Origin of the sequence: Erythrobacter litoralis (genome assembly GCF_029760855.1) — a bacterium.
GTDB lineage: Bacteria > Pseudomonadota > Alphaproteobacteria > Sphingomonadales > Sphingomonadaceae > Qipengyuania > Qipengyuania litoralis_A.
The window spans coordinates 1-25348 of record NZ_SOSI01000003.1 but is presented as its reverse complement, the minus strand read 5'-3'; the positions used below and the strand labels follow the sequence as shown (position 1 = coordinate 25348).

The following is a 25348-nucleotide window of genomic DNA, read 5'->3' as shown; positions in this document are numbered from 1 at the left end:
ATGGTTAACCAGGAATTTCTATTCGATCATTTCCCCTTTGCCAACCGAATCACACCTTCCTGCGCCACGCTGGCCACGAGCCGTCCGCTACAGTCGAAGATACGGCCTTGGTTGAAACCGCGCCCGGCTCCCGACCAGGGGCTTTCGGTGGCATAAAGCAGCCACTCGTCGGCACGGGCTGGGCGGTGGAACCACAGCGCGTGATCGAGGCTCGCACCTTTCAGCTCGCCGCGCGCCCAGCTGAGGCCATGCGGCAAGGCGGCGGTGCCGAGCAGGGTGTAATCGCTGGCGTAAGCAATCACCGCCCGGTGGATGCGCGGATCGTCGGGCAAGGTGCCCACGGTGCGGAACCAGCTATAGGTACGAGGGGGGCGCTTCTCGGTGCTCATCCAGTGCATCGCGCAGGGCGAGCGGATCTCGATCGGGCGGGGCCGCTCGAACATGGCGCGCTGCACATCGGAGACGTCGTCGAGACTGTCGAGAAAGCGGCGGCGAACCTCCGCATCGGGTTCGAGATCTTCGGGCGAGGTGACCTCGGGCATCTCGGCATCGACATGCTCCAGCCCGTCTTCCGGCTGCTGAAAGCTTGCGGTCAGGTTCAAGATAGCGCTGCCCTCTTGCGAGGCGACCGCCCGGCGATTGGCGAAACTGCGCCCGTCGAAATCGGCCTCGACGCGGTATTCGATCGGCACGCCTTCCTTTCCGCCGCGCAGGAAATATGCATGGAGGGAATGAGCTTCCATCCCCTCGGGCGCGGTATGCTGAGCGGCTTGAAGCGCTTGGGCCACGACCTGCCCACCAAACATGCGGCCCACACCTCCGGGCTGCACGGAGCCGGTGAACAGATGCTCGCCGTCCCGTTTCACGGTCAGGAGTTCGACGAGGCTTTGCGTAAGTTCTGCGGGATTAAGGGTGTCGGACATGGCTCGCGCCATGCGTAGCCATTCCGTTCACGTCAAGCGCGCACGAAAAAGCGGCGCCGCCGGTTAGAGCAGCGCCGCTTCGCATTTTCACGAAGATCAGCCGCCGGCGAGGGCCGCTAGGAGCAGGAGCGCTACGATATTGGTGATCTTGATCATCGGATTGACGGCGGGGCCTGCAGTGTCCTTGTAAGGATCGCCGACCGTGTCGCCCGTCACCGCGGCATGGTGGGCATCCGAGCCCTTGCCGCCGTGATTGCCGTCCTCAATGTATTTCTTCGCATTGTCCCACGCGCCGCCGCCGGCGGTCATGGACAGGGCGACGAACAGCCCGCCGACGATCACGCCGAGAAGCAACGCGCCCAATGCTGCGAAGCCGTTGGCCTGCCCGGCGATCAGGGTGATGATGAAATACACCGCGATCGGGGCCAGCACTGGCAGCATCGAGGGGACGATCATCTCCTTGATCGCTGCCTTGGTGACGAGATCGACGGTGCGCGCATAGTCGGGCTTGCTGGTGCCCGCCATGATCCCGGCATCGCCCGCGAATTGTTCGCGCACGTCCTTCACCACATCGCCCGCCGCACGACCGACCGCGGTCATGCCCATCGCGCCGAACAGGTAGGGCAGCAGTGCGCCCAGCAACAGGCCGACGATCACGTATGGGTTTTCCAGACTGAAATCGACGTCCACATTCGGGAAGAACTCGCCGAGATCGGTGGTGTAAGCCGCGAACAGCACCAATGCGGCAAGGCCTGCCGAACCGATGGCATAGCCCTTGGTCACGGCCTTGGTGGTGTTGCCCACTGCGTCGAGCAGGTCGGTCTTCTCATGCACGCTGTCGTCCAACCCGGCCATTTCGGCGATGCCGCCGGCGTTGTCCGTCACCGGACCGTAAGCATCCAAAGCCACGACCATGCCGGCCAACGCCAGCATCGCGGTCGCCGCATAGGCGATTCCGATCAGTCCGGCGAGCTGGTAGGCGATGATGATGCCGGCCACGATCACGATGGTCGGCAACGCGGTCGATTCAAGGCTGATGGCCAGACCCTGGATCACATTGGTGCCGTGGCCGGTTTCCGAGGCTTTGGCAATCGAGCGGACCGGGCGGTAATTCGTGCCGGTGTAATACTCGGTGATCCAGATGATGATGCCGGTAATGGCGAGACCGAGGATCGAGCACCAGAACAGATCCCACCCGGTGAAGGTTAGCACCTGTTCGGCTAGGCCTTCCTCCGCGATCGGCTGACCGGGGTCTACATCGGCAAGGCTGCCGCCGATGACCAAGTCCATGCTGCCCAACGCGATGTTCATGACGAGCCAGATGAGCGGGATCGACAAAACGGCGGTGACGAGGAAGCCCTTGTACATCGCACCCATCACATTGGTGCCGCCCTTGCCGAGACGCACGAAATAGGTGCCGATGATGCTGGTCACGATGCATGCCCCGCCGATCAGCAGCGGCAAGGCCATGACGGGTAGCAGCAGGTCGCCGAGCCGTTCGCCGAACAGCAGTGCGGTCAGCACCATGGTCGCGCCGACAGTGACGACGTAGGTTTCGAACAGGTCGGCCGCCATGCCTGCACAGTCGCCGACATTGTCGCCCACATTGTCGGCGATGACGGCGGGGTTACGCGGATCGTCCTCCGGAATGCCCGCTTCGACCTTGCCGACGAGGTCCGCACCCACATCGGCTGCCTTGGTGAAGATGCCGCCCCCAAGTCGCGCGAAGATCGAGATCAGCGAAGCGCCGAAGGCAAGGCCGACGAGGCCGTCCACCACTTCGCGGCTGTTCGCCGCATGGCCGCCGGGGCCGATCAGGAAGGCGAAGAAGCCCGCGATTGCCAGCAGAGCGAGGCCTGCGACCAGCATTCCGGTGATCGCGCCTGCGCGGAAGGCGAGGGTGAGGCCCTGCTGTAATCCGCTCTGGGCTGCGGCTGCGGTGCGTACGTTGGAGCGCACCGAAATGTTCATCCCGATAAAGCCTGCGACGCCGGACAGGATCGCGCCGATGACAAAGCCGACCGCCGGAATGATCCCGAGGAACACGAAGACCAGCACGGCGACGACGACGCCGACAATGCCGATGGTAGTATACTGGCGTTTCAGATAGGCCTGCGCGCCTTCCTGAATGGCGGCGGCAATTTCCTGCATTCGGTCGTTACCGGCACCTGCGCCGAGAACCTGGCGGCTGGTCACGAAGCCGTAGACCACGGCCACCAGCCCCAGCGCGATCGCTATGAGTACGAGTTCCACTGATATCCCCTCCCTCTTTTATGTGGCATGCCGGCATGGGAGACGCCGGAGCCTGTAGACGGAAGGTATAAGCGCGCCGCCGTTCGTGGCAAGGCCGATTAACGTAGGGTAAACGGCCTAGTGGCTGTAGCCGAGTTTATCCGCCCGACCAAGCGGCTCCCCGTCGAGAAACAGGGATGCGTCGGTGCGAGGGTTTACCGAACCGATCCGGGTTGCGGGAACCGGATCGGCCACGCCTTCGGGCAGCGTGAACAGCAGTTCGTAATCGTCACCCCAGCGGATGCAGTCGTCCCGACGTGAGGGATCGGCTACCGGTATCGAGCCGCTTTCGAGTTCGATACCGACCCCGCTCGCTTCCGCCATTCGGAGACTGTCGAGCAACAGCCCGTCCGATATGTCCATCATGGCCGAAACCAGCGGCGCGAGTAGCTCGCCTTCCCGCAAGCGCGGTTCCGGGCGGCGATAGGCTTTGTCGAACCGGCGATCTTCTTCGAAACCGAGCATGGCGCGGCCGAGCGAACCGGTGACGTACACACCGTCGCCAGGTTGGGCGGCGCGTCGGTCGGGCACCGGCGTATGCGTGGCGCGGCCGATAGCCGTGCAACCCCAGACGCGGCGGCCTTCGGCGGAAACGGTGTCGCCGCCGAGCAGGGGAACGTCGTATTCCTGCAGGATTTCGCCAAGACCTTCGACAAAGCGTGCGTCGCCATCGCCGAGCATGTGCGACACTAGCACGCCAAGGGGCTTCGCGCCCTTCGCAGCGAGATCGGACAGGTTCACAGCGATGAGCTTCCACGCGATGTCGGCAGGATTCTCATCCTCGCGGACATGAACGCCCTGTACGAGCGTATCGTGGGTGAGGATCAGCGTCTCACCACCGACTTCGAGAACGGCGGCATCGTCGTCGAGATTTCGCGCGGCCGGATCGTTTACCAGTGCTTTCAGCGCGGCGATAAAATCCGGCTCGGCCATATGCGAAGTTACCGCCCCAATTCCTTCGCCACCGCGTCCAGAATGCCGTTGACGAACTTCGCCTCGCGATCGTCGAAGAACGCTTTTGCCACATCGACATATTCGTTGATCGCCGCGGCTTTCGGAATATCCTGCCGCGCCAGCAATTCGTATGTCCCGGCGCGCAGAATCTGCAGCATCGTCTTGTCCATCCGCGCAAGCGTCCAGCCTTCGGCCAGCCGCGCCGTCAGCAGTTCGTCGATCTCTCCGCGCCGCGCATCCACGCCGCGCACGACGTCGTCGAAGAAGGCGACATCCGCATCGGCATATTCGTCGTCCTCGATTACCTTGCCGAGCCGGTGCTGGTGGAATTCATCGAGCAGGCGGGCGGTTGCCGTCTTCTCCATCTGCTGCTGGTAAAGCGCCTGCACGGCGCCGAGGCGGGCCGCACTGCGGGCTTGCGATCTGGGTTTCTTGCTCACGAAAGTCTCTTCGAAATCGATAGGGCATGGGCGGGCAAGCCCTCGGCTTCGGCGAGGCGCACGGCAGCGGGGCCGATGGCTTGCAAAGCCTCCGGCGTGGTGCCGATGAAACTGGTGCGCTTCATGAAGTCGAGCACGGAAAGCCCGCTGGCGAAGCGCGCGCGGCGGCCTGTGGGAAGCACGTGATTGGGTCCGGCGATATAATCGCCGACCGCCTCGGGCGTATGCTTGCCGAGGAACACGCTGCCCGCATGGCGCAACCGTGCGAAGAGCGGCTCGGGATCGGCAACGGCGAGTTCGACATGCTCCGCTGCCAACTGGTCGGCGAGGGGGATGGCGTCGTCCAGCTTCTTCACAATGACTATCAAGCCGTTCTCGTCCCAGCTCTGCCGGGCGGTCTTGCCGGTCGCCAAGTCGAGGAGCTGCAGATCGACTGCGCCCTGCACCTGCCGCGCCAGCGAAGTGTCGTCGGTGATGAGGATGGACTGGCTGGTCGGGTCGTGCTCGGCCTGGCTCATAAGGTCGGCGGCGATGATCTCGGCATCGTTGTCGCCGTCCGCAATCACAAGGATTTCGCTGGGTCCTGCAACCATGTCGATGCCGACCACGCCAAACAACTGGCGCTTGGCTTCCGCGACCCAGGCATTGCCCGGTCCGGTGATCACATCGACCCGCACGATCCGCTCAGTGCCGTAAGCGAGGGCGGCGACGGCCTGTGCACCGCCCACCCGCCAGATCTCGTCCACGCCCGCAATATGTGCCGCAGCGAGGACCAGCGGGTTGACGGTTCCGCCCGGTGTCGGCGTCACGACAGCAAGGCGTTTCACGCCAGCGACCTTCGCTGGGATGGCGTTCATCAGCAAAGAGGACGGGTAGGCCGCACGGCCGCCCGGCACATACAGCCCCGCCGCATCGACCGGTAGCCAGCGCGAACCCAGCCGCATCCCGATCTCGTCGGTATAGTCGCGATCCTGCGGCAATTGCCCTTCGTGATAGGCGCGGATGCGCCGCGCCGCCGTATCGAGTGCGTCGCGCAAATCGCCATCGAGGTCGCGATAGGCAGTTTCGCATTCCTCGGCCGAAATCGACCAGCCCGCGTCACTGCCGAGCCGATGCTCGTCGAAGCGCATGGTGTACTCCACCAGCGCTTTGTCGCCGCGCTCGCGCACCTCGTTGAGGATTGCGGCGACATCGCGCGAGACGCCCGCATCGCTTTCGCGCCGGTCGCGCACGATACGCTCGAACTTCGCCTCGAACCCGGCGTCGCTGGCATCTAGAAACTGCATCAGGCCGCTGCCCGCTGTGCACTGTCGGCGCGGAACGCCTCGACCAGTTCGCCGATGCGCGGATCGGTCTTCCATGCCGCGCGATTGACGATCAGGCGGGCCGATATGTCGAGGATACGGCTGGTCTCGACCAGGCCGTTCTCGCGCAGCGTCGTCCCCGTGCTGACCAGATCGACGATCCGCCCGGCCAGCCCCAGTTCCGGCGCGATCTCCATCGCCCCGTTGAGCTTCACGCATTCAGCTTGGATACCCTGGCGCTCGAAATGGCGGCGGGTGAGATTGGGATACTTAGTCGCGACGCGCAGGTGGCTCGCCCCGTCCCGCTCCACTGCGTCCTTCGGCTGGGCGACGGCAAGGTGGCAGTGCCCGATGTCAAGATCGACCGGTGCGTAAAGGTCGGCATAGTCGAACTCCTCGATCACGTCCGATCCCACGATGCCCATCTGCGCCGCGCCATGCGCCACAAAGGTCGCGACATCGAAGGCGCGCACGCGGATCAGCCGCATGTCTTTACGCGTGGTGGCAAAGGTGAGCGAGCGGTTAGCCTTGTCGTGAAACCCGTCCTCCGGAACGACGCCCGCGCGCGCCATCACCGGCAGCGCCTCGTCGAGGATACGCCCCTTGGGCACGGCGAAAGTGAGCAGGCTGGTCATGGCAAGGCGCGCAGATAGGGGCGGCGATGCAAAAGGGCAACGTGTATGGCGGCGCGCGGGGTTAGCGGTTTGTTGAGGCGGGGCGGGGCATGAAGGCGGCGAGATCGGATTGGCGCGGAACCGCTGAGGGGGGGTGGGGGCAATTCCAAGACATTGAACCAGCTTTGCGGTTGCCGGCGTCAAGCCGACGAAACGCGTGCTGTGTCGCGAGGGAACAGAATATGGCTATGGTTTACGGAATGAGAGTTCGACCGTCCTCGGGGCTGACGACAGACATCAAGGTTCTCGATGGCGACTTCAACAAGGTGAAGGCGCTTCCCGATGGCGATCGTTTTCGCGTCGATCCCGAGAACTTGTGTACCCGCTTCAAGTTTCTGAGCAGGGACTGCTCGCCTCCGGACGATTTCGATCGGCAGCCGTTTATGAACGTATCCGCGCGCGCGAAGGAAGCGATCGAAAATCTGGAGCCGGGGGTTCATCAGTTCGTCCCGGTCGAGTATCTCGATAAGCGGGGAAGGCATCTAGAACATCGTTTCTGGTTCATTACCGGACAGATCATCGACAGCATCGACAGCATCGATCGCGCGCATACCAATCCTATATTTTATCTGAATAGTTGGCGGTCAGCGAAGGATATCGCCCGCCGATATCCGGAACTTCTCCCAGAAGGCGCCGATCCGACAGCTGAGCCGAAGCTCGTTTTCAATCTCGATCAGATAGGCAGCGCTCATATGTGGCGAGACCGGTTTGCCGGTGGGGGGGTAAAAAAATTGCCCCTTTCATGTCGCAGTAGATGCATGACCATCTGCAAGACAAAGAGCTGACGGGACTTAATTATAATGCCGGGCAGTTTGAGGCCGTGCGATGACCATTCAGATGTCATGTGGCGAGAACTTAACTCCGATTCCTCGTTGAAGGAATGGAAAAGCCATATCGAGACGCTGATATGCTGATTTCCAATTCTCGGAGCGAAATTGAAGACAACGGTTGGAAATAGCCCCTCGTTCTCGCTAACCACCCCCGCATGCTCGACACCGTCTCCATCCCTGAAGCCATCGCGTGGCAAGCCGACCACGCCGAAACCAATGGTGCCCCCGGCACGGCGCGGGTCGTCCGGGCCTTACTGGCGCTCGAAGACTCGTCCGCTGCCACCGCGCGGCGCATCCATAACTGGCACGGCCTCAGTCTGCGCGATGCCATGCCGCTGCGGATCGCTGGCGGGCTGCACAACCTTTTCCTCACCGGCGACGAACCGCGGCTGGAGGATGTCTATGCCGGGCGCATGACGGCGCAGGCGGATGTCGATGCACTGGTGCGCGAGTTGGTCGAGACGTACGATGCGCGCCTGATGCCGTGGCTCGACGGGCCGCCGCAGACCAACGAAGCGGGGCGCTCGGCCAGCCTGATGGCGGCGCTTCTTTGGCTGGCGGACGGGCGCACCACGGCGCAGTTCGAGCTGCTGGAGATCGGGGCGAGCGCGGGCATCAACACGATGATGGGCCGCTATCGCTATAACCTTGGCGGGGTCGCGGTCGGCCCGTCGGCCAGCCGCATGGTGCTGGAGCCGGAATGGCGCGGGCCTTCGCCGCCCGATGCGGAGTTCGGGCTCGTCGATGCGCGGGGCAGCGACATCGCGCCGATAGACCTGACCGACGAGGCACAGGCGCTGCGCCTGAAAAGCTATGTCTGGCCCGAAGCGCTTGGCCGGATGGCGCGGATCGATGCCGCCATCGCGCTTGCCGAACGCATGCCGCCCGAGATCGAGCGGATGGGCGCCGCGGATTGGGTCGAACGCGAACTCGCCCGTGCGCCGGAGCAGGGCGTGACCCGCGTGCTGATGCATTCGATCATGTGGCAATACCTGCCCGATGCCGAGCAGGAGCGGATCACCGGCGCGATGGAAGGTGCCGGCGAACGGGCAACGGCCGACAGCCCGCTGGCGTGGATCACGCTCGAAACCAATCGCGAGACTTTCGCGCACGAATTGCGGGTGCGGTACAGGCCGGGCGGGGCGGAAGAGGCGCACCTCGCCAACGCGCACCCGCACGGCGAATGGGTGGAGTGGCTTGGCGGTTAGGCGGTCCGTTGCAGAAATGCGTCCATCGCAGTGTTGACCGCACCCGGCTTTTCCCACTGAACGAAGTGACCTGCATCGGGAATATGTTCGAGCGTCAGGTCGTCGATGTGCCGGTCCAGCCCCTCGGTATTCTCGGGCGGAAGAGCCAGATCGTCCATGCCCCACATCACCAGCGTCGGTATGCGTAGCGGCGGGGCTTCGCGCGGCGTGTAGTCCCCCGGCATTTCATACGGCGCATCCAGCGGCGGGATGTCGATCGGGCTGGCGCGATACCAGTTGAGCATGGCGAAGGCGGCATCGCGGTCTTCCCATTGCCGGAACAGGCGTTCGCGTTCGGCAGGCTCCATCCGGTCGGAGTTCTCCCAGCGGATTTCCTGTTCGAGCAGGGCTTTCAATCCGCCCTCGCGCACGACGGCATCGTTCGTCGAATTGCGGAAGCCGCGCATGTACTGGCTCGCCTCGCGCTGGGTCGGACTGGTATAAAGCAGCGTCTGGAAGATCGCAGGGTGGGGCGCGTTGGCGATGATCGCCCGTGTCACCGTGCCGCTTTCCTGCCCGGCCATCGCGACGCCCCAAGCCAGCGCACCGCCCCAATCGTGGCCAACGATTGTGAAATGTTCGATGCCGAGCGCCGCTGCGAGCAAGAAGATGTCGCCGACCAGTTTGTCGGGCGAATAGTTCTCGACGCCTTCCGGTTTGGACGATCCGGCATAACCACGTTGGTCGGGCGCGATGCAACGGAACCGGTCCTGAAAATGCGTGATTTGATGGCACCAGCTGTGCCGGTTTTCGGGAAAGCCGTGCAGGAAGATCAGCACGGGCGCGTCCTTCGGGCCAACATCGGTCAAGTCGAGTTCGATGCCGTTCGGCAGGGAGATACGCTGCTTGTCCATTTTCAGGCCTTCATCTTCTGCATGTAACCGCGCGCGACCATACCGGCGACTTGGTCGAACAGCGCATCGGGCGTGCGCCGTGTCCCGCCCATCATTTGTTCGGGGCCGCGCGCGACGATGATTTCGCGCATACCTTCCGCAATGGCATCGACAATTTCGCGGGCCGCTTCGTCAGGGGGAATGCCTTCGTCGATCGCCTTGTCGCTGGTGCCGCGGCGCGAGCCGTCCGCGTTAAGGGCGTTGCGGCTGACATCGGTGGCGACCGACCCGGGGCACACGACATGCACCTGAATGCCGGTCTGGCTGAGTTCCGCCCGCAGTGCATCGGCATAACCGATCAGCCCGTGTTTGGCGGCGCAATAGGCGGTGCGCAAGGGAACGCCGACCTTGCCCGCGACCGAGCTGATGAACACCAGACGGCCTGTCCCTCGTTCGGCAAAATGCGGCAGCAAGGCCTGGGTCGCCGCGATCTGGGCGGTGAGGTCGATCTCGATGATGTCACGATAGACCTGCATGTCGGTCTCGACCGCCTCGCTGCGCTGCGAGATGCCGGCATTCGCGACGAAGATATCGACGCCATTGCGCCATGACGTCGCTTTATCGGTCGCCTCCTGCATGGCCGCTTCGTCGCGAACGTCGAACGGCAGGATCAGCGTTTCGGTATCGAGCGTGCCCGCAACCGCCCGCAAACGCGCGTCGTCGCGCCCGGACAGGACGATGGCCGCTCCACGCCCCGCCAGATCGCGCGCCAGAGCCGCGCCGATACCGCTCGATGCCCCGGTAATCCACGCCGTCTGGTTGGCGAATTGCTGGCTACTACCGATCATGGATAGGTAACGGTCTTGGGCGCGCCATCGGGCAGCGGAATCCGTTCTTCGCGGTCGTCCGGTACCTCGTCGAAACGGCCTTCGCGCCAGTCCTCCTTCGCCTGCTCGATGCGCTCCTCGCTCGAGCTGACGAAATTCCACCATGCATGGCGTTTCGTCTCGAAAGCGTCGCCGCCGAGCAGCATGACCCGTGCGCCGCTATCGCTTGCCAGCGTCATCTCCTTGCCGGGCGCGAGAACCGACAGCTGAAATTTTTCGAGCGCATGGCCATCGACGGTCGCCGCGCCGCCGACCAGCATAACGGCCCGCTCGTCCGCATCGACTTCCAGTGGAATGCAGCCGCCGGCTTCCAGTACGATCTCGGCGTAGATTGTGCCGGCATGGGTCGTCGTCGCCGCTGTCTCGCCCCACAAATCGCCCATGATGACGATGGCGCGGGCGCGACCGTCTTCGACTACGGGCAGATCGGTAATGGCTTCGAAAGCAGGATCGATCTCTTCGCGGCCGTCTGGAAGGGCAAGCCATGTCTGCATGCCGAAGAGCTTGGGCCCCGCCTCGCGCTCAGCCTGCGGCGAACGCTCGGAATGAACGATGCCGCGCCCCGCTGTCATCAGGTTCACCTGCCCCGGCCTGATGGTCGAGAAGCTGCCGATGCTGTCGCGGTGGTCGATCGCGCCTTCGAACAACCAGGTTACGGTCGAGAGGTTGATATGCGGGTGCGGCCGCACGTCCATCCCCTTGCCGAGATCGAGCTGCGCCGGTCCGAATTCGTCGACGAAGATGAAGGGACCGACCATTGAGCGTTTCTTGGAGGGCAACACCCGGCGGACCTGGAACTGGCCGAGATCGTGGGTCGTCGGCGTCAGCAATTGCTCGAATACGCTCATGCAGCGTCAAGCTCCTCGTAATGGCGAAAGATACCGTCCTTGTTGAACGCTATTCGGCTGTCCGAGTCCAGATAGTGGGCGACCCCATCGATCTTGGCGACCGCATCGCGGCAGGCGCCAAGATCGGGATAGTCGCTCTCCAGCGTCTTCATGCGTTGCGGCAAGGCATAGCGCAGGCCCTCTACGAGCTGGAACAGCGAGGTGTCGACATGGCTCCAGCGATCGCCAAGCACGAACGGCCCCTCGTTCACGCGTAGCGCCTGCTGGAAGTGGTCGAAATATTTGGGCATCCGCTCTTCGCGGAATGCCTTGGCCGCTTGTGCCGCCGCATCCTTTTGTTCGTCGTAATAAAGTCCCCCGGCGACGGGGTGATGGACATCGTGCACCTCGGCAACGATATCGGTGATGGTCAACTGCAACTGGATGAGATGCAGATTGGTCCGCTCGTCGCCGGACCCAAGATCGTGCTCGCCGGTCAGCCAGCTGACGATATGCGCCACCTGCGCGATGGCGAAGTCGCTTTCCCGCTCGACCAGATAGGGCGGGGCATAGGGCGCGAACTGCCCGCTTTCCGCCCGCCGCTCCATATCCTCGACCAGCGCTTGCGCATCGCCTTCCCGTGCCCGATCGCGCCATTTCAGATCGGCCGCCGCCATGAACAGGCGAACGAACTCGCCGCGCCCCTGGATGGAGGGCCAGTACCATAGGTCGTATTGTGCATCGCTCATGGCGTCGGCGCCGAGGCTTGGATCGACAGGGCGTGGACCCGCTCGCCCGGAATATCGCCAAGTGCCTGATTGACCATGCGCTGGCGTTCGAGGCGGCTCTTACCTGAAAAGGCGGGCGCTTCGATCGTAACGGTGAAATGCGATTCGCCGCTACCGTCGTCGCCTGCATGGCCGCTATGGCTGGCGCTGTCGTTGACGACTTCGAGGCGCGTCGGCTTGAACGCATCGGTCAGCAGGCGCTCCATTTCCTGTTGGACGGGTCCTGACATTGGGCAAATTCTCCTTGTTCGGGGTTTTCCTCGGCGCATTCGCACCCCATCCTAGAACGAATGCGCCAGACAAAGTTTCACGGACGATACGAAGATACCGGAAGGATATGCGAGCACCCCACCTGCCATGAGGCGGGCGAATTTCGCGCGCCGGGCGGGGCAGGGCACAATTTCGACGGGCCGGGCCGGTGGCGCTGGATGTGCTTGGAGCATGTACGCGAATTCAATGCGGGCTACGACTGGTTCGAGGGGATGAGCGCGGAGGAAATCCTCGCTGCGCAGGCGCCCGGCATGGGCTGGCGTACCGAAAGCCCGACCTTCCGGCCGAATGCCGGCGTGGACGGCATGCCTCGCTGGGCCGATTACGACGATCCGCTGGACGCGATCTCGGCCCGGGCCCGCGGCATCAAGAGCCGGACGCAGCGGCAGGCGGAGATGGCGATGGACGGGCGCTTCAGCCCGGCAGAGGCGGAAGCGCTGGAAACGCTCGGCCTTGGCAGCGATGTCGATCGGCGGCGGCTGCGGCGGCGCTACAGCGAACTCGTGCGCCGCTACCATCCCGACCGCAATGGCGGCGACCGGGCCTACGAAGCGCGGCTCAATCGCGTCGTCGAAGCCTATCAGACGCTGCGCAAGGCCCGCGCGATCAGCTGAGTTTGGCTATGCCTTTTCGTGCACCAGAGGCACGAAATCGCCGACGATCATGCGTTTCGCGTCGAAAGGCATATCCATGATGGCTTGCCAGCGATCGTCTGTCTGCATGCTTTTCTCGCATGCATCGGCCGTTTCCTTGTTGGGCCAGACGATCCAGCTGAAGACAACCGTCTCATCATCTTCGAGCTTTACCGCGCGGCGATAGTCGGTCGTCTTGCCTTGCGGGACGTTCTCGCCCCAGGCTTCCATGAATTCGACTGCGCCGTATTCCTTGAATAGCGGCCACGCCTTCCGTGCGTGTTCGGCGTATGCATCCTTGTTGGCAGTGGGGACCGGGCTCAGAAATCCGCTGACATACATCGGCTCACTCCTTCGAGACGTTGCCGGGCAGGGCAACCGGAGCCGGATGATGTCTCAATTGCGCCGAAAGGCACAGCAAAAAAAACGCTATTGGCGAAACGCCCAGCGTAGCGTTCGCCCGACGCCCCAGGTCGCGGCACGTGCAGGCAGGCCGCCCAGCGGCGGCATCTCTAACCCCAACATCGAACGGGCGAAGGGCGGGAGCAGGGCGATGGATTCGCTTACGATCGCCTTCTGCAGGGCCGGCGGGGTGCCCTCGGGTTTGATTGTGGCGACGAAGTGCGCGACCTCGCGCGCTTCCGGACTGGTAGAGAGGTCGGCGCGCAAGTCGCGGAAAACCGCCTCCGCCTCACGCCGACTGGTCGGCACGGGATCGGCATTCAGGGCGCGGGCGACGACGGCGAACTGGCGGTAATATACGTCCTGCTCGCTGCTCGGCATGTTCGGCTTGGCAACGCGCATGTAGCCGGCGAGGAAACTGGTTGCCTCCGCCACATGGACCCAGGCAAGGGTACGCGGGTCGGTGGCCGAATAGGGCGTGCCGTCGGGCAGGGTGCCGTTCACCTTGGTATGGATGCGGTTGACCCGCTCGATCGCCGCCATCGCAGTATCCCGGTGCGCGAAGGTCGTATCGGTGATGAAATGCGCGGTGCGGCTGAGGCGACCATGCATGTCGCTGCGGAAGTTCGAAAAATCGAGCACGCCCTGCAACGCATGGGGGTGCAGCATCTGCAGGAACAGGCCACGTATCCCGCCGACCATCATGCCCACCACGTCGGCGTGGACGCGGCGGATCGGGCTGTCCTTTTCGAACAGGGCATCGTCCGACGGCGGGCGGGCGGGCGCGTTCGTCTTGCCTTCGTTGAAGGTCGCGCGGACGCTGCCGATTATCTGTTGGCGAAGAAATTCGATGGGATCGGGGGCGGGCATGAGCGCCAATATAGGCTTGGCGCTCGGCGGAATCATCCCTAGGTCGCATCGCGCAATGAACGAAATGACCGACAAGAGCTTCGACGCGGCCGCCAAGACCGCGCTGTCCGCCCCCGATACCGAGGTCGACGTCCGCGAAACCTTCGGGATCGATATCGACTGGAAGGTGCCCGCCTTCAGCAAGCCGGACGAACGCACCCCCGATCTCGACGAAAGCTACGTGTTCGAGCCCGACACGACGATGGCGATCCTCGCCGGTTTCGCGCATGATCGCCGGGTGATGGTGCAGGGCTATCACGGCACCGGCAAATCCACTCATATCGAACAGGTCGCCGCCCGCCTCAACTGGCCGTGCATCCGCATAAACCTTGATGCGCATATCAGCCGCATCGACCTAATCGGGCGCGACGCCATCGTGCTGCGCGACGGATTGCAAGTTACGGAGTTTCGCGAGGGATTGCTGCCGTGGGCGCTTCAGCACCCCGTTGCTCTGGTGTTCGACGAATACGATGCAGGTCGCCCCGACGTGATGTTCGTGATCCAGCGCGTGCTGGAACAGCAGGGTAAGCTCACCCTGCTCGACCAAAATCGCGTCATCCGGCCCGATCCGAACTTCCGCCTGTTCGCGACGTCGAACACGGTCGGTCTCGGCGATACGAGCGGGCTTTACCACGGGACGCAGGCGATCAACCAGGGCCAGATGGACCGCTGGAACATCGTCGTCGGCCTGAATTACCTGGCGGCCGAAACCGAACAGGAGATCGTCGCGGCGAAGAACCCCGACACCGATCCCAAGCTGCTTGCCGACATGATCAAGGTTGCCGACCTTTCGCGGCAGGGGTTTATCAACGGTGATATTTCCACCGTGATGAGTCCGCGCACGGTCATAACCTGGGCTCAGAACTACGCGATCTTCAAGGATGTCGGCTTTTCCTTCCGCCTCTCCTTCCTTAACAAATGTGATGAGGAAGAGCGGATGCTGGTCGCCGAATACTACCAGCGCGTGTTCGGCGAGGACCTGCCTGAGAGTGTGGTCGGCAAGGGTTAAGCTTCGGCACCCTATGCATGGCTGTGTTATTGAGGTAGCACAGTAGGCGATGGGCGTGTTCGATTCCTTCCGGCGCGGTTCGCAGTACGAGGCGGAGCCAGAGGGCCATCGCGGCTATTTCTCGCTCGACGACCGGCTGGGCGAGCCGGATTACGACCACTGGGATACTCGGCTGGGTGCGGTCGATACCGCATTGGCCGAGGAAGAACGGCGGCAGACGCGCTGGTTCCAGCCGTCGCACTGGCGTGGGCGGCGCAAGCGTTGGTGGGCGGTGCGGGTCATCGCAGCGCTCTTGGCGCTGTTCATCGTCCTGATCGCTTGGCTTGCCGTCACTGCGCCGCTGAACAAGTCGCTCCGCCCGATCGCGCCACCGCAGATCACGCTGCTCGCTTCGGACGGCACGCCGATCGCCCGTAACGGCGCGATTACCGACGAGCCGGTCGATATCGATACGCTCCCGCCGCATGTCGTCGAAGCCTTTCTCGCAATCGAGGATCGGCGGTTCTATTCGCATTGGGGCGTCGATCCCCGAGGGATAGCACGCGCGGCAATCACCGGCACGGGCGGGGGCAGCACGATCACGCAGCAGCTCGCTAAATTCACCTTCCTCACCCCCGAACGCAGCCTGACCCGCAAGGCCCGCGAAGCGCTGATCGCGTTCTGGCTGGAAGCGTGGCTGACCAAGGACGAGATACTGGAGCGCTATCTCTCCAACGCCTATTTCGGCGACAACGTGTACGGCCTTCGCGCGGCCAGCATGCATTACTTCTACCGCCGTCCCGAGAACCTGCGGGCAAACCAGGCGGCAATGCTGGCAGGCTTGCTTCAGGCACCGTCCGCCTATGCCCCCACCCGGCACTACGACCGGGCGGAGGCACGCATGAGGCTGGTGGTGCAATCAATGGCCGATGCCGGCTATATCACGCAGGGCGAGGCCGACCGCATGGGGCCGCCCACGCTCGATGTCCGGTTGAAAAGCGATCTGCCGACCGGAACATATTTCGCCGATTGGGCGCTGCCCGAAGCGCGCGAGTTTGCCGAGACCGGCTATGCCCGGCAAACGCTCACCACGACGCTCGACAGCAAGCTGCAGGAGATCGCCCGCCGGGTGACGTCGCGGGCACCGCTCGGCGAGGCGCAGGTCGCGCTAATCGCGATGCGGCCCAATGGCGAGGTTGTGGCGATGATCGGCGGGAAGGATTATGAAAAGTCGCCGTTCAACCGCGCGACACAGGCGAAACGGCAACCGGGCTCGACCTTCAAGACCTTCGTGTATCTCGCCGCCCTGCGCGACGGGTGGGAGCCGGACGACCGGATCGAGAATACCGAAATCACGCAAGGCGGCTATCGCCCGAAGAACAGCCGTGACGCCTATTCCGACAGCCTGACATTGCGGGAAGCGTTCGCGCGGTCGAGCAACGTCGCCGCAGTGCGATTGATCGGCGAGGTGGGCAGCGAAAAGGTTATCGAAACCGCGCGCGATCTTGGCATCACCGCGCCGATGGCGAAAGGCGATCCGAGCCTTGCGCTCGGCACTACGACCATGTCGCTGCTGGAACTGACCAGCGCCTATGCCGGGATCGCGGCGAATGCCTATCCGGTGAAAGCGCACGCTTTCGCCCGGCCCGAACAAAGCTGGTGGCAGCGTTTGACCGATGGGCCTTCGTCCATGTCGCGTTCGACGAATACCGAAATGCTGGAACTGCTACGGTCCGCCATTAACGATGGGACCGGAAAGGCGGCCATGCTGCGCGTGCCGAATTTCGGCAAGACAGGGACGACGCAGGACAATCGCGATGCGCTGTTCGTCGGTTTTGCGGGCGATCTTGTGGTCGGGGTCTGGGTCGGGAACGACGACAATTCGCCGCTTGCGGGCGGCATCTCCGGCGGTGGGCTTCCTGCGCGCATCTGGCGCGACTTCTTGACGCAGGCGCTCGGCGTCGATGCGGCTCCGGTACGGCAGGCACCGCGCAGCCTGCCCGATCCGGGCACCCCGGTCGAACCGCTCGATGTGCCGGATACGGGCGACATTCCGCTTGGCGAAGGCAATACGCGGCTGCGCATCCGGGACGGCGAGGCGGTTCTTTCGACCGAGATCGACGGCGTCCCGGTTGATGTCCGGATCAACGATCAGGGCGTCGGCATCGACGAAGCGGCCATCGAACGCGCGCGCCAACGGGCCGAGGAACGACAGCGCCAGGCGGAACGGGACTTCGAGGACGCGTTCGCGAGCGAACCCGCCGGATAGGATCAGTCCGGCGCGGCCATGAGTACGTTCATGACGGCGGTGGCGATGGGGCGGGCGGGGTCATCCTGCCAAGCCTCGACCGTGATGTTCGCGCTGCGCCTGCCGAGCTTGGTGATGCGGCCCTTCGCGTAGCTCGTGCGACTTTTGCCTGCCGAGAGGTATTGCACGGTAATGTTGATCGGCTTCAGCATGGCCGCCCGGCCGCGCTTCTTCAGCTCGGCACGCAGAACGCCATAGCCGGCTGTTTCGAGCAACCCGCCGGTTGCCCCTCCGTGGTAATGCTCAGGCCGGCCTTCAACGGTTTCGGCGAATTCGACCCGGTAGACCGGCGTTTCTCCGTCCCATTGTTCGAGCGCGATGCCGAGCGCTTCGGCGTAGGGCGTCAAAGCATCAACCATCAGGCAACTCCCGTGTCTCGCCGCCGATCTTCATGAAAACCGCCTGGATATGCGCGACCGGATCCTCGGTATCCCCATCATGGGCCAACCCGCGTACGAAGGCCGCGCTGCGCGTCACCCGGTAGCATTGTGAGCGGCCGAAAACATGGGCGCCTTCCCGGGCGGGCCGAACGTAGTCGACCCGCAGGTCGAGCGTCGCGATGGCCTGGAAGGCATCCATCTTGCGCCAGATCGCGAGGCCGCTCGCCATGTCCATCAGGCTCAGGATCGGGCCGGAGGCGAGAACGCGCATGCCATCGTCGCCGATCAGGTCTTCGCGCCACGGAAGTTCGAGTTCGACCCAGTCGGGCCCGTGATCGGAATAGGTGAGGCCGAGCCAGCCGGGATGGCCGCGGCTGCACAGGAACGGCGTGGCCGCCTTTGGATCGAAGTTCTGCTCTGTCATGGAGGGGCGCCGATAGAGCGGCTCGCCCGCAGATGGCAAGCCTATCGCGTGAGGGCGTCGAGCGCGCCCTGCAAGATGACGGCGGCGGCATGCGAATCAATGCGTTCTGCGCGCTTGGCGCGGCTCATCTTCTGGCCGATCATGTCCGCCTCGGCGCTGCTGGTGCTCCAGCGCTCGTCCCAGAGGAGGACCGGCAGCGCGAGCGTATCGTAAAGATTGCGGGCATAGGCGCGGCTGGCCTGTGCACGCGGGCCTTCGCTGCCGTCCATGTTGCGCGGCAGGCCGATCACCAGACCGGCGGCCTTCCGCTCGGCGGCGATGGTTCGCAGGATCGCGGCATCCTTTGTGAATTTCGAGCGCGGTATCGTTTTGCCTGCCGTAGCGAAGCGCCAACCGGCATCGCAGGTCGCGACGCCGATGGTCTTGGTTCCGAGGTCGAGGCCCAACAGCACGCCGCCATCGGGCAGCATGTCGCCGAAGAGCAATGCGTTATCGGTTATGCCTGCGCTTGCGTCCACGCATTCACGCGCCGCAGCACGTCCTCTTGCAGGTTCTTCCAGAACAGCGGGATGTCGTAGACGTGATAATTCCCGCCGGGGAGAACGCCTTGGGGGAACTCGGGTGCTTCGCCGATCAGCAATAGGCCGCGTTCGTCGCAGCGCGCCGGTATGCCTCCCGCGATCAGCTCGCCCGACGACAGGTCCTCGTTCGGCATCAATGTGCCTAGATTCGCGCTTGCCGGAGCGGAGCCGCCGGTCGAACCGGTCAGCGGATTGACGCACAGGATCGGCCCCTCGCCGCGCGGTTCGCCATCGAACCCGGGGGTGGTCTTGTATCGTTCCATGATGAGCGAGGGATCGCCATCGTCGGAAAAAGCGCTCCACGATACGATACATGCCGCTTGATCGGGTGCTGCGCAGGCGGGAAGCGGCAGCACGGGCAGATCGTGCTCCACGGAAATCGGCCAGCCAATCGCATACACCCCGGCGATGCGGCCCATCATTTCGGTGCCTTCGACATGCTCCTGCAACAGGCGGAGGATGTGGAGCGCGCCCTGGCTGTGACCGGCCAGTACGATCGGTTTGCCGGGTTCGACGTTGGCGGCGAAATATTCGAACGCCTGTTCGACGTCGGCATAGGCGGCATCGATGGCGCGTGTCGCCTCGGGCCGGTCGGTAAGGAAGGCCCCTGCCGCGGCCTGGCGGTATTTGGGCGCCCAGATCTCGTCGGCGCGATTGAACGGACTGGCGAGCCCGCGAAGGAACAGGCGCGCACGGTTGTTGGTGTTTGCATCCGTCAGCGTGGCATTCCAGTCGCCGCCCGCCTGGATGTAGCTGGTCGGCGGCACGAAGAAGACGGCGAAGTTCGGCGTTTCCTGCGCGTCGACGATTTCGCCGTGGCGTGATCCCGCCGTCGCGAGCGCGGATGGTGCATCCATGCTCCGCTCGGCGGCCGGGTTTTCGGGCGAGGGTTCCCTTTCGGCGGGATCGTCCGCCGGTTCCGCGATGGCGGGTTGATAGCGCGCCGGATCGTCGGTCCCGATGCCGGGCCGCGAATACCACATCGCGGGGTCCTGATAGGCATTGTCTGCGAGCGGTTCCTGCTCGACGAACTCGCCGCGCGGGACGAAGGCAATTTTGGTCGCCTCGTTCGACCAGATCGCGAGCGCGATCGCGCCGGCAATGATCAGCGCGGTGATGATCGCGATGACGTATAGGAATTTACGCGCCATGGGCCTCGGATGGTGATTGGCCGGTTTGCTGCCGATGTGTCGCGGCCTTGTCGTTCTGCTCCGCCCGGCGTTGCAGCGCGACCTTGATCATCGCAAGCATCGGATCGGCGAGGAAGATGCCAATGACGCCGAACAGAATGCCCATGACGAGCTGCGCCGCCAATACCAGAGCAGGCGCGATATCGACCGTTTTCTTCGCGATCATCGGAATGACGATATAGCCGTCGAAATTCTGTACCAGCAGATAGACCGCCAGCGTGAAAATGCCCATGTCGGTTCCGCCGGAAAAGCCCACGAGCGCCATCAAGATACCGGAAATGATCGCGCCGAGATTGGGGATGAAGGCGAGCAGACCTGTCAGGATCGCGAGCAGTGACGCCATAGGTACGGAATCGATACCGAACGGGATGCCGCCGTAACTCAGCAGAATGTAGGTCAGTATGCCTTCCACCACCATTCCGAGCAGGCGACCGGCCATCAGGCGCCGCAACGTGCGAGCCATTTCCGCCAGCGTCTCGTACAAGTCGTGCCGCTTTCCGCGGGGTACCATCCAGCCGATGCCGCGCTCGTACAAAGTCGGATCGACCGCGACGTAAATGCCGATGATGAGGATGAGTGCGACCGTCGTGAGGCCGCCGGCGAGCCCGGTGAGGGCCGCCGTCACGGTCGATATGCCGGACCCGATGCTTCCGGCGTAACGTTCGAGCTGTCGCGCGCTGACGTCGAAACCTTGCGACTGCGCCCAGTTCAGGAGGTCGTTGACCTGCCGTTCGATAAGGGCGGGAAACTGGGCCGCTTCCTGCGAGATCGTCGTCCCGGCGAAGTAGAACAGCCAAGCGAAGAACAGAAGCGTGAGCAGGAGAACGATCGCGACCCGCCAGCCGCGTCTGATCGGGAGAATCCGGGCCAGAAGACGCGAACCGCCATCGATCATTGCCGCGAAGACGAGGGCGCCGAAAACCACCAGAAGGGGGCGGGCGATGTAAACGACGAGCAAGGTCAGGCCGACGACCGTCGTCCAGACGATGGCGCGCGTAAATTCCTTTCGCACTTCCGGATCGTCGATCCGCGATGGGCTGCTACCGAGGTCCTCGTCCTCTACGGAAAGTTCTTCCTCGGCCATAAGTATTCGCCCCTATTCGCCGGTCGGCTCGACCCGCGCCGGGCGCAGCGTGGTCCAAGCACGGCCGCTGCGCAAGCTGGTGAACCATGAAACCGGATTGAGGGATGTGGTTCCATCGAGGGAGAATGTGATGAACTCCGCCCGGCCGCCGATATTCTCCAGCGGAACCGGTCCAAGCAACCCACGCGGATCGAAGGTTTCGCGGCTGTCGGCGGAATGGTCGCGGTTGTCGCCCATCACGAAGACGCTGCCGTCGGGCACGACCTGCTCGGGGACGTTGTCCAGCGATTGGTTGAGGTGATCGATGATCAGATAGGTGGCGCCGTTCGGCAGCGTTTCGCGGTAGACGGGTACGCGGCAGACGCGCTCGCCATTGTCGCCAGCGACAATGAACGTGGGATCCCCGAAACCGGTACAGGTCGAATTCGCATCGATCGGCAGGTCCAGCGCCGGCTCGACCTTCTGTTCGATCGGTGTACCGTTCAGCACGATCTGGCCGTTGCGCACGGCGATGCGGTCGCCGGGCAGGGCGACCACGCGCTTGATGTAATCCTCGTCACGCTGCGGATGAACGGGAATGACGATATCGCCATATTCCGGCGTCGAACCGAAGATGCGCCAAGCGCCGCGCGGTGCGAGATGGAAACTGATCGACGACCAGTTCCAGCCATATGGGTACTTGCTCACCACTAGCCGGTCGCCGACCAGAAGGTTGGGAAGCATGGATTCCGATGGAATGTAGAACGGTTTGGCGATGAAGCTGTGAAACGCGAACACCGCGAGCAGCATCAGCGCAAGCCCGCGGATTTCGCCCAGCCAATCGACCTTCTCGTCGGCAGTCTCTCTTTTCGATTTACGGGACATGGTCGCGGCGTCGCTGCTCATTCCGGGTGCGCTTCTATGATGACGAAGGCCTGCGCCCATGGGTGATCGTCGGTGAGGGTGAGGTGAATACGCGCCACGTGGCCTGCCGGCACCATTTCGGCAAGCCGCTCCGCCGCGCCGCCCGCCAGTTCCAGCGTCGGCGCGCCGCTGGGTGCGTTGACGACGCCGATATCCTTCATGAAGACGCCGCGCCGAAAACCCGTACCCACGGCTTTGGAAAATGCTTCTTTCGCGGCGAACCGCTTCGCATAGGTCCCAGCGATGGTGAAGGGCCGCCGCCGCGCCTTCGCGCGCTCTTTGTCGGTGAAGACGCGGTTCTCGAATCGCTCGCCGAAACGGTCGAGCGAGTTCTGGATGCGCTCGATATTGCAGAGGTCGGAACCGAGGCCGATAATCATGTCGCTCTCGCTATGATGGCAATGAGAAGGGCAAGCATCATCCAGTGAAGCATCACCTGCGTCTTGACCAGCGGATGATCGATTGCGCCGCCCGCCTGCTTGATCGCACCGAGATAGAACAGCGCCTGGATCAACGGCCAGCCGATCGCAAATTCGAGGAATGTGCCGCGGTTGATAGCGATGCCGAGCACGGCGAGGCTGACGAGAAAGGGTATGACCGCGGCGAGCGCCCACAACTTATCCTGCCTGCTCAGACCGTTGCCGGTATCCCCTGCCATCGTGTCAGCGCGCCTCGTCCATCAACTCGCGCATTTGCCGCACGGCCTGCTCCAGCCCGACGAAGACCGCCTCTCCGACGAGATAATGGCCGATATTGAGTTCGGCGAGCTGCGGAATGGCGGCGATCGGCTGTACGTTCTCGTATGTCAGCCCGTGGCCCGCATGCGGTTCGATCCCGTTCTTCGCGGCGAGGGCGGACATGTCGGCGATACGGCGCAGTTCCCGCTGGGTCCGCTCGCTATCGCCCGCAAGGTGCGCATGTGCATATTCGCCCGTATGGAATTCGACGACCGGCACGCCGAGTTTCAGTGCGGCGTTGAGTTGCCGTTCCTGCGCCTCGATGAAGAGCGAGACGCGAATGCCGTGATTTTTCAGCTTTGACACGATCGGGGCCAGGGTGTTGTGCAAGCCCGCAGCATCGAGCCCGCCCTCCGTCGTGCGCTCTTCACGCTTTTCCGGGACGATGCATGCGGCATGCGGCATGTGGCGAAGCGCGATATCGAGCATTTCCTCAGTCGCCGCCATTTCGAGGTTGAGCGGCAGCGCGGTCGCATCCTGGATGCGCTGCAGATCGTCGTCGCGAATGTGTCGGCGATCTTCGCGCAGATGCGCCGTGATGCCGTCGCCGCCGACACTCGCCACGATCTGCGCCGCGCGAACCGGATCGGGATGGTCGCCGCCGCGCGCATTGCGGATGGTGGCGACATGATCGATATTCACGCCCAGGCGGAGGGGATGGGTCAAGACGCGCGGCTGCCCGGCTTGGTGATCGGTATGGCGGCCAGTTCTGCCGGGACCTCGGCCTCGGTATAGGTGGGGAAGGAGATATCGACCAAGGGGAAGAACGGTACGCCGAGATCGGCTCCGCCGTCCGACCGGTCGACAAGCGCGCATTCGGCGATCACCTCGCCGCCCTCCCGGGCCACGGCCGCGATGGCTTCGCGGCTGGAAAGACCGGTGGTCACCACATCCTCGACCATGAGAACCTTCGCGCCCGGTTCCAGACGGAAACCCCGGCGCAAATGGAACTCGCCGTCGGGCCGCTCGAGAAACACGGCATCCTTGCCAAGGGCGCGACCTACCTCGTGCCCGATAATCACGCCGCCCATCGCGGGACTCACCACGAGGTCGACCGCATTCCTGATCTCGCGCGGGATTTTTTGCACAGTCGCGCGCGCCAGATTTGCGGCGCGATCGGCATTCATCAGCACGCGCGCGCATTGGAGATAATGCCCGCTATGCCGCCCGCTCGACAGCAGGAAGTGCCCTTCAAGGAGGGCTTCGCAGTTACGGAATTCGCGTAAAATGTCTTCGTCGGTCATCGTGGGCCGCACAAAGCGCCAAAGTGCGGTTTGCGCAAGGGGTACGCATACCCTATCTTTTTCTCGACCGAAGCTTGAGAGATGCGCGAAGCCTGCGTATAGGCGGCCCATATCCGACCTTTGCGACAGAACCGTACCTCGCGTATCGGTAGTTCCGTTCGGCATGGGTCCGACCGAGATGACATACGAAAGAGTTCGATGACCATGCAGATTTCCGGCTCCCTGAAAGAGCTTCAGCGGATCGCAGTCCTTCTTGCGGCGGCGGTACTTCTCGTATTTGCCGGGCAATCCGTGTCTGCGCAGGAGCCGCTGCAGTCTGACGATCTGGTCGCGCCGATCCCGGCAGAGACGCCCGCAGCCGCCCTTGAGGGCGTCGATCGCGAGGCGGCGGCGGATGTCGCGGATCCCGATGCGGTTGCTCCGGGAAGCGGCGCATATACGAAGATGCGTCCCGAAGCTGGCAAGGGTCAACCGGTCTATGGCGACTGGAACGTACAGAACCAGTTCTCCGAAACCGGCAGGTTTGCTGACGGTCTCCACGTCGGTCTGATATGGGTGATGCTGGCAATCAGCGCATTCGTTCTCGCTCTGCTCGTGTATGTCGTCGTCCGCTTCAACAAGCGCGCCAATCCGGTGCCGTCGAAGACCAGCCATAACACATTGGTCGAGGTCGTCTGGACCGTGGTGCCGGCGCTCATCCTGCTTGGTATTGCGATCCCGTCGATCACGCTGATCGCGAAGCAGTACAAGGCGCCGCCGAAGGACGCGATCACCATCAAGGCGACGGGCTATCAGTGGTATTGGGGATATTCCTATCCCGACAACGGCGATTTCGAGATTATCTCGAACATGCTGACCAAGGAAGAGGCCGATGCTGCGGGTGAGCCCCATCAGCTCGGCGTCGACAACCGCATGGTCGTGCCGGTCGGCGTTCCGATCCGCTTGCAGACAACCGGTGCCGATGTGATCCACTCCTTTGCCGTGCCAAGCCTGTGGTTCAAGCTGGACGCCGTGCCGGGCCGCCTGAACGAAAAGATGCTCCAGATCGACCAGCCCGGCGTGTATTACGGCCAGTGCTCCGAACTTTGCGGCGCGCGTCATGCCTATATGCCGATCGCGGTGGAAGCGCTGCCGATGGACCAGTACAATGCATGGGTTCTCGCGCAGGGCGGATCCATCGCCGGTGCCGACGAGGAAGGCGTAGAAGCCAACCCGAGCGCCGCGCCCATTCAGGAACCGGAAAGCGCCGTTCCCGGAGCGGCGGGGGGGGGGAGCTCCCCCGCCCCCCACGACCCGA

Annotated in this window: 29 protein-coding genes; 6 read left to right on the top strand and 23 right to left on the bottom strand. The window is 63.5% G+C overall.

The genetic code is table 11. From position 1 onward, the window contains the following. Positions 1 to 26 precede the first annotated feature (26 nt). From E3U23_RS05870 to hisG, 6 genes are all read right to left on the bottom strand, one after another. A complete protein-coding gene (locus E3U23_RS05870; RefSeq protein ID WP_279350298.1) occupies positions 27 to 923 on the bottom strand; it encodes an acyl-CoA thioesterase in 897 nt (298 codons plus the stop codon). A 96-nt stretch (positions 924 to 1019) separates the two neighbouring features. After that, on the bottom strand, positions 1020 to 3176 hold the full coding sequence (locus tag E3U23_RS05865; RefSeq protein ID WP_279350297.1) for a sodium-translocating pyrophosphatase: 2157 nt from the start codon (positions 3174 to 3176) through the stop codon (positions 1020 to 1022). Between the two features lie 117 nt (positions 3177 to 3293). Beyond that, complete coding sequence (gene thiL / locus E3U23_RS05860; protein WP_279350296.1) at positions 3294 to 4148, bottom strand: thiamine-phosphate kinase; 855 nt, start codon at positions 4146 to 4148, stop codon at positions 3294 to 3296. Between the two features lie 8 nt (positions 4149 to 4156). Then, entirely contained in the window at positions 4157 to 4609 is a 453-nt protein-coding gene (gene nusB, locus E3U23_RS05855; protein ID WP_279350295.1) for a transcription antitermination factor NusB, read from the bottom strand. Beyond that, positions 4606 to 5895: a histidinol dehydrogenase gene (hisD, locus tag E3U23_RS05850; protein ID WP_279350294.1), complete on the bottom strand. Its 1290-nt coding sequence runs from the start codon at positions 5893 to 5895 to the stop codon at positions 4606 to 4608. Before hisD ends, nusB begins: the two co-directional genes overlap by 4 nt. Next, positions 5895 to 6548 carry an ATP phosphoribosyltransferase gene (gene hisG, locus E3U23_RS05845; protein ID WP_279350293.1) on the bottom strand — a complete coding sequence of 218 codons (654 nt, stop codon included), beginning with the start codon at positions 6546 to 6548 and terminating at the stop codon, positions 5895 to 5897. Before hisG ends, hisD begins: the two co-directional genes overlap by 1 nt. 221 nt (positions 6549 to 6769) lie before the next feature. Here hisG and E3U23_RS05840 point away from each other — a divergent pair, with 221 nt between their 5' ends. Both E3U23_RS05840 and E3U23_RS05835 read left to right on the top strand, forming a co-directional pair. After that, a complete protein-coding gene (locus E3U23_RS05840) occupies positions 6770 to 7372 on the top strand; it encodes an imm11 family protein (RefSeq protein WP_279350292.1) in 603 nt (200 codons plus the stop codon). A 200-nt stretch (positions 7373 to 7572) separates the two neighbouring features. Further along, positions 7573 to 8625 carry a DUF2332 domain-containing protein gene (locus E3U23_RS05835; protein ID WP_279350291.1) on the top strand — a complete coding sequence of 351 codons (1053 nt, stop codon included), beginning with the start codon at positions 7573 to 7575 and terminating at the stop codon, positions 8623 to 8625. On the opposite strand, the gene E3U23_RS05830 is transcribed toward E3U23_RS05835, so the two are convergent. From E3U23_RS05830 to E3U23_RS05810, 5 genes are read right to left on the bottom strand one after another with little or no spacing between them, the layout of a single operon-like run. Then, the gene (locus E3U23_RS05830; protein WP_279350290.1) at positions 8622 to 9518 is read right to left on the bottom strand and encodes an alpha/beta fold hydrolase; all 897 of its coding nucleotides are present in this window, start codon (positions 9516 to 9518) and stop codon (positions 8622 to 8624) included. The two genes, E3U23_RS05835 and E3U23_RS05830, sit on opposite strands and share 4 nt — an antisense overlap. Positions 9519 to 9520: 2 nt before the next feature. Beyond that, positions 9521 to 10345, bottom strand: a complete 825-nt coding sequence (locus E3U23_RS05825) for an SDR family NAD(P)-dependent oxidoreductase (RefSeq protein ID WP_279350289.1) — start codon at positions 10343 to 10345, stop codon at positions 9521 to 9523. Then, positions 10342 to 11232: a pirin family protein gene (locus E3U23_RS05820; RefSeq protein ID WP_279350288.1), complete on the bottom strand. Its 891-nt coding sequence runs from the start codon at positions 11230 to 11232 to the stop codon at positions 10342 to 10344. The genes E3U23_RS05825 and E3U23_RS05820 overlap by 4 nt, the downstream gene beginning before the upstream one ends. Continuing rightward, positions 11229 to 11960, bottom strand: a complete 732-nt coding sequence (locus tag E3U23_RS05815) for a glutathione S-transferase (protein WP_279350286.1) — start codon at positions 11958 to 11960, stop codon at positions 11229 to 11231. The genes E3U23_RS05820 and E3U23_RS05815 overlap by 4 nt, the downstream gene beginning before the upstream one ends. Next, positions 11957 to 12229, bottom strand: coding sequence for a BolA family protein (locus tag E3U23_RS05810; protein ID WP_279350285.1), 273 nt, complete (start codon positions 12227 to 12229; stop codon positions 11957 to 11959). Before E3U23_RS05810 ends, E3U23_RS05815 begins: the two co-directional genes overlap by 4 nt. 60 nt (positions 12230 to 12289) lie before the next feature. Here E3U23_RS05810 and E3U23_RS05805 point away from each other — a divergent pair, with 60 nt between their 5' ends. Beyond that, complete coding sequence (locus tag E3U23_RS05805) at positions 12290 to 12883, top strand: J domain-containing protein (protein ID WP_279350284.1); 594 nt, start codon at positions 12290 to 12292, stop codon at positions 12881 to 12883. A 6-nt stretch (positions 12884 to 12889) separates the two neighbouring features. Here E3U23_RS05805 and E3U23_RS05800 read toward each other — a convergent pair whose 3' ends face one another. Beyond that, positions 12890 to 13243, bottom strand: a complete 354-nt coding sequence (locus E3U23_RS05800; protein ID WP_279350283.1) for a DUF1428 domain-containing protein — start codon at positions 13241 to 13243, stop codon at positions 12890 to 12892. An 87-nt stretch (positions 13244 to 13330) separates the two neighbouring features. Beyond that, complete coding sequence (locus E3U23_RS05795; RefSeq protein ID WP_279350282.1) at positions 13331 to 14209, bottom strand: oxygenase MpaB family protein; 879 nt, start codon at positions 14207 to 14209, stop codon at positions 13331 to 13333. A gap of 19 nt (positions 14210 to 14228) precedes the next feature. Here E3U23_RS05795 and E3U23_RS05790 point away from each other — a divergent pair, with 19 nt between their 5' ends. Both E3U23_RS05790 and E3U23_RS05785 read left to right on the top strand, forming a co-directional pair. Beyond that, a complete protein-coding gene (locus E3U23_RS05790) occupies positions 14229 to 15221 on the top strand; it encodes an AAA family ATPase (protein ID WP_279350281.1) in 993 nt (330 codons plus the stop codon). Positions 15222 to 15270: 49 nt separating this feature from the next. Continuing rightward, complete coding sequence (locus E3U23_RS05785) at positions 15271 to 17469, top strand: transglycosylase domain-containing protein (RefSeq protein ID WP_279350280.1); 2199 nt, start codon at positions 15271 to 15273, stop codon at positions 17467 to 17469. A 2-nt stretch (positions 17470 to 17471) separates the two neighbouring features. Here the strand turns inward: E3U23_RS05785 and E3U23_RS05780 are convergent, their stop codons facing one another. Genes E3U23_RS05780 through pyrE form a run of 10 tightly spaced genes read right to left on the bottom strand, consistent with a single transcriptional unit; the run spans position 17472 to position 24051 of the window. Next, positions 17472 to 17867 (bottom strand): PaaI family thioesterase, encoded by a 396-nt coding sequence (locus E3U23_RS05780; RefSeq protein WP_279350279.1) that lies wholly within the window; start codon positions 17865 to 17867, stop codon positions 17472 to 17474. Further along, complete coding sequence (locus E3U23_RS05775; protein ID WP_279350277.1) at positions 17860 to 18312, bottom strand: PaaI family thioesterase; 453 nt, start codon at positions 18310 to 18312, stop codon at positions 17860 to 17862. The genes E3U23_RS05780 and E3U23_RS05775 overlap by 8 nt, the downstream gene beginning before the upstream one ends. A gap of 41 nt (positions 18313 to 18353) precedes the next feature. Further along, a complete protein-coding gene (gene ruvX / locus E3U23_RS05770; RefSeq protein WP_279350275.1) occupies positions 18354 to 18830 on the bottom strand; it encodes a Holliday junction resolvase RuvX in 477 nt (158 codons plus the stop codon). Continuing rightward, complete coding sequence (locus tag E3U23_RS05765) at positions 18809 to 20044, bottom strand: DUF3089 domain-containing protein (protein WP_279350274.1); 1236 nt, start codon at positions 20042 to 20044, stop codon at positions 18809 to 18811. Before E3U23_RS05765 ends, ruvX begins: the two co-directional genes overlap by 22 nt. Continuing rightward, positions 20034 to 21167: an AI-2E family transporter gene (locus E3U23_RS05760; RefSeq protein ID WP_279350273.1), complete on the bottom strand. Its 1134-nt coding sequence runs from the start codon at positions 21165 to 21167 to the stop codon at positions 20034 to 20036. The genes E3U23_RS05765 and E3U23_RS05760 overlap by 11 nt, the downstream gene beginning before the upstream one ends. Before the next feature lie 12 nt (positions 21168 to 21179). Continuing rightward, positions 21180 to 22052, bottom strand: coding sequence for a signal peptidase I (gene lepB, locus E3U23_RS05755; RefSeq protein ID WP_279350272.1), 873 nt, complete (start codon positions 22050 to 22052; stop codon positions 21180 to 21182). Beyond that, a complete protein-coding gene (gene acpS / locus E3U23_RS05750; protein WP_279350271.1) occupies positions 22049 to 22450 on the bottom strand; it encodes a holo-ACP synthase in 402 nt (133 codons plus the stop codon). Before acpS ends, lepB begins: the two co-directional genes overlap by 4 nt. Next, positions 22447 to 22728, bottom strand: a complete 282-nt coding sequence (locus E3U23_RS05745) for a pyridoxal phosphate biosynthetic protein (RefSeq protein ID WP_279350270.1) — start codon at positions 22726 to 22728, stop codon at positions 22447 to 22449. The genes acpS and E3U23_RS05745 overlap by 4 nt, the downstream gene beginning before the upstream one ends. A 4-nt stretch (positions 22729 to 22732) precedes the next feature. Next, positions 22733 to 23473, bottom strand: a complete 741-nt coding sequence (locus E3U23_RS05740; protein ID WP_279350269.1) for a pyridoxine 5'-phosphate synthase — start codon at positions 23471 to 23473, stop codon at positions 22733 to 22735. Beyond that, positions 23470 to 24051 (bottom strand): orotate phosphoribosyltransferase, encoded by a 582-nt coding sequence (pyrE, locus tag E3U23_RS05735; RefSeq protein WP_279350268.1) that lies wholly within the window; start codon positions 24049 to 24051, stop codon positions 23470 to 23472. Before pyrE ends, E3U23_RS05740 begins: the two co-directional genes overlap by 4 nt. Positions 24052 to 24249: 198 nt before the next feature. Here pyrE and coxB point away from each other — a divergent pair. Beyond that, on the top strand, positions 24250 to 25348 hold a 1099-nt coding region (gene coxB / locus E3U23_RS05730; RefSeq protein WP_279350267.1), incomplete at its 3' end, for a cytochrome c oxidase subunit II.

Excerpts from the sequence above, each read along its gene's own strand:
- E3U23_RS05830 (WP_279350290.1), bottom strand. The coding sequence starts at position 9,518 with ATGGACAAGCAGCGTATCTCCCTGCCGAACGGCATCGAACTCGACTTG.
- E3U23_RS05745 (WP_279350270.1), bottom strand. The coding sequence starts at position 22,728 with ATGGCAGGGGATACCGGCAACGGTCTGAGCAGGCAGGATAAGTTGTGG.
- thiL (WP_279350296.1), bottom strand. The coding sequence starts at position 4,148 with ATGGCCGAGCCGGATTTTATCGCCGCGCTGAAAGCACTGGTAAACGAT.
- E3U23_RS05760 (WP_279350273.1), bottom strand. The coding sequence starts at position 21,167 with ATGGCCGAGGAAGAACTTTCCGTAGAGGACGAGGACCTCGGTAGCAGC.
- E3U23_RS05780 (WP_279350279.1), bottom strand. The coding sequence starts at position 17,867 with ATGGTTGATGCTTTGACGCCCTACGCCGAAGCGCTCGGCATCGCGCTC.
- acpS (WP_279350271.1), bottom strand. The coding sequence starts at position 22,450 with ATGATTATCGGCCTCGGTTCCGACCTCTGCAATATCGAGCGCATCCAG.
- E3U23_RS05775 (WP_279350277.1), bottom strand. The coding sequence starts at position 18,312 with ATGACAGAGCAGAACTTCGATCCAAAGGCGGCCACGCCGTTCCTGTGC.
- pyrE (WP_279350268.1), bottom strand. The coding sequence starts at position 24,051 with ATGACCGACGAAGACATTTTACGCGAATTCCGTAACTGCGAAGCCCTC.
- E3U23_RS05820 (WP_279350288.1), bottom strand. The coding sequence starts at position 11,232 with ATGAGCGTATTCGAGCAATTGCTGACGCCGACGACCCACGATCTCGGC.
- E3U23_RS05805 (WP_279350284.1), top strand. The coding sequence starts at position 12,290 with ATGCGCCAGACAAAGTTTCACGGACGATACGAAGATACCGGAAGGATA.
- E3U23_RS05825 (WP_279350289.1), bottom strand. The coding sequence starts at position 10,345 with ATGATCGGTAGTAGCCAGCAATTCGCCAACCAGACGGCGTGGATTACC.
- E3U23_RS05790 (WP_279350281.1), top strand. The coding sequence starts at position 14,229 with ATGAACGAAATGACCGACAAGAGCTTCGACGCGGCCGCCAAGACCGCG.
- E3U23_RS05765 (WP_279350274.1), bottom strand. The coding sequence starts at position 20,044 with ATGGCGCGTAAATTCCTATACGTCATCGCGATCATCACCGCGCTGATC.
- E3U23_RS05795 (WP_279350282.1), bottom strand. The coding sequence starts at position 14,209 with ATGATTCCGCCGAGCGCCAAGCCTATATTGGCGCTCATGCCCGCCCCC.
- hisD (WP_279350294.1), bottom strand. The coding sequence starts at position 5,895 with ATGCAGTTTCTAGATGCCAGCGACGCCGGGTTCGAGGCGAAGTTCGAG.
- hisG (WP_279350293.1), bottom strand. The coding sequence starts at position 6,548 with ATGACCAGCCTGCTCACTTTCGCCGTGCCCAAGGGGCGTATCCTCGAC.
- E3U23_RS05785 (WP_279350280.1), top strand. The coding sequence starts at position 15,271 with ATGGGCGTGTTCGATTCCTTCCGGCGCGGTTCGCAGTACGAGGCGGAG.
- lepB (WP_279350272.1), bottom strand. The coding sequence starts at position 22,052 with ATGAGCAGCGACGCCGCGACCATGTCCCGTAAATCGAAAAGAGAGACT.
- E3U23_RS05815 (WP_279350286.1), bottom strand. The coding sequence starts at position 11,960 with ATGAGCGATGCACAATACGACCTATGGTACTGGCCCTCCATCCAGGGG.
- E3U23_RS05800 (WP_279350283.1), bottom strand. The coding sequence starts at position 13,243 with ATGTATGTCAGCGGATTTCTGAGCCCGGTCCCCACTGCCAACAAGGAT.
- E3U23_RS05835 (WP_279350291.1), top strand. The coding sequence starts at position 7,573 with ATGCTCGACACCGTCTCCATCCCTGAAGCCATCGCGTGGCAAGCCGAC.
- E3U23_RS05810 (WP_279350285.1), bottom strand. The coding sequence starts at position 12,229 with ATGTCAGGACCCGTCCAACAGGAAATGGAGCGCCTGCTGACCGATGCG.
- E3U23_RS05870 (WP_279350298.1), bottom strand. The coding sequence starts at position 923 with ATGTCCGACACCCTTAATCCCGCAGAACTTACGCAAAGCCTCGTCGAA.
- E3U23_RS05840 (WP_279350292.1), top strand. The coding sequence starts at position 6,770 with ATGGCTATGGTTTACGGAATGAGAGTTCGACCGTCCTCGGGGCTGACG.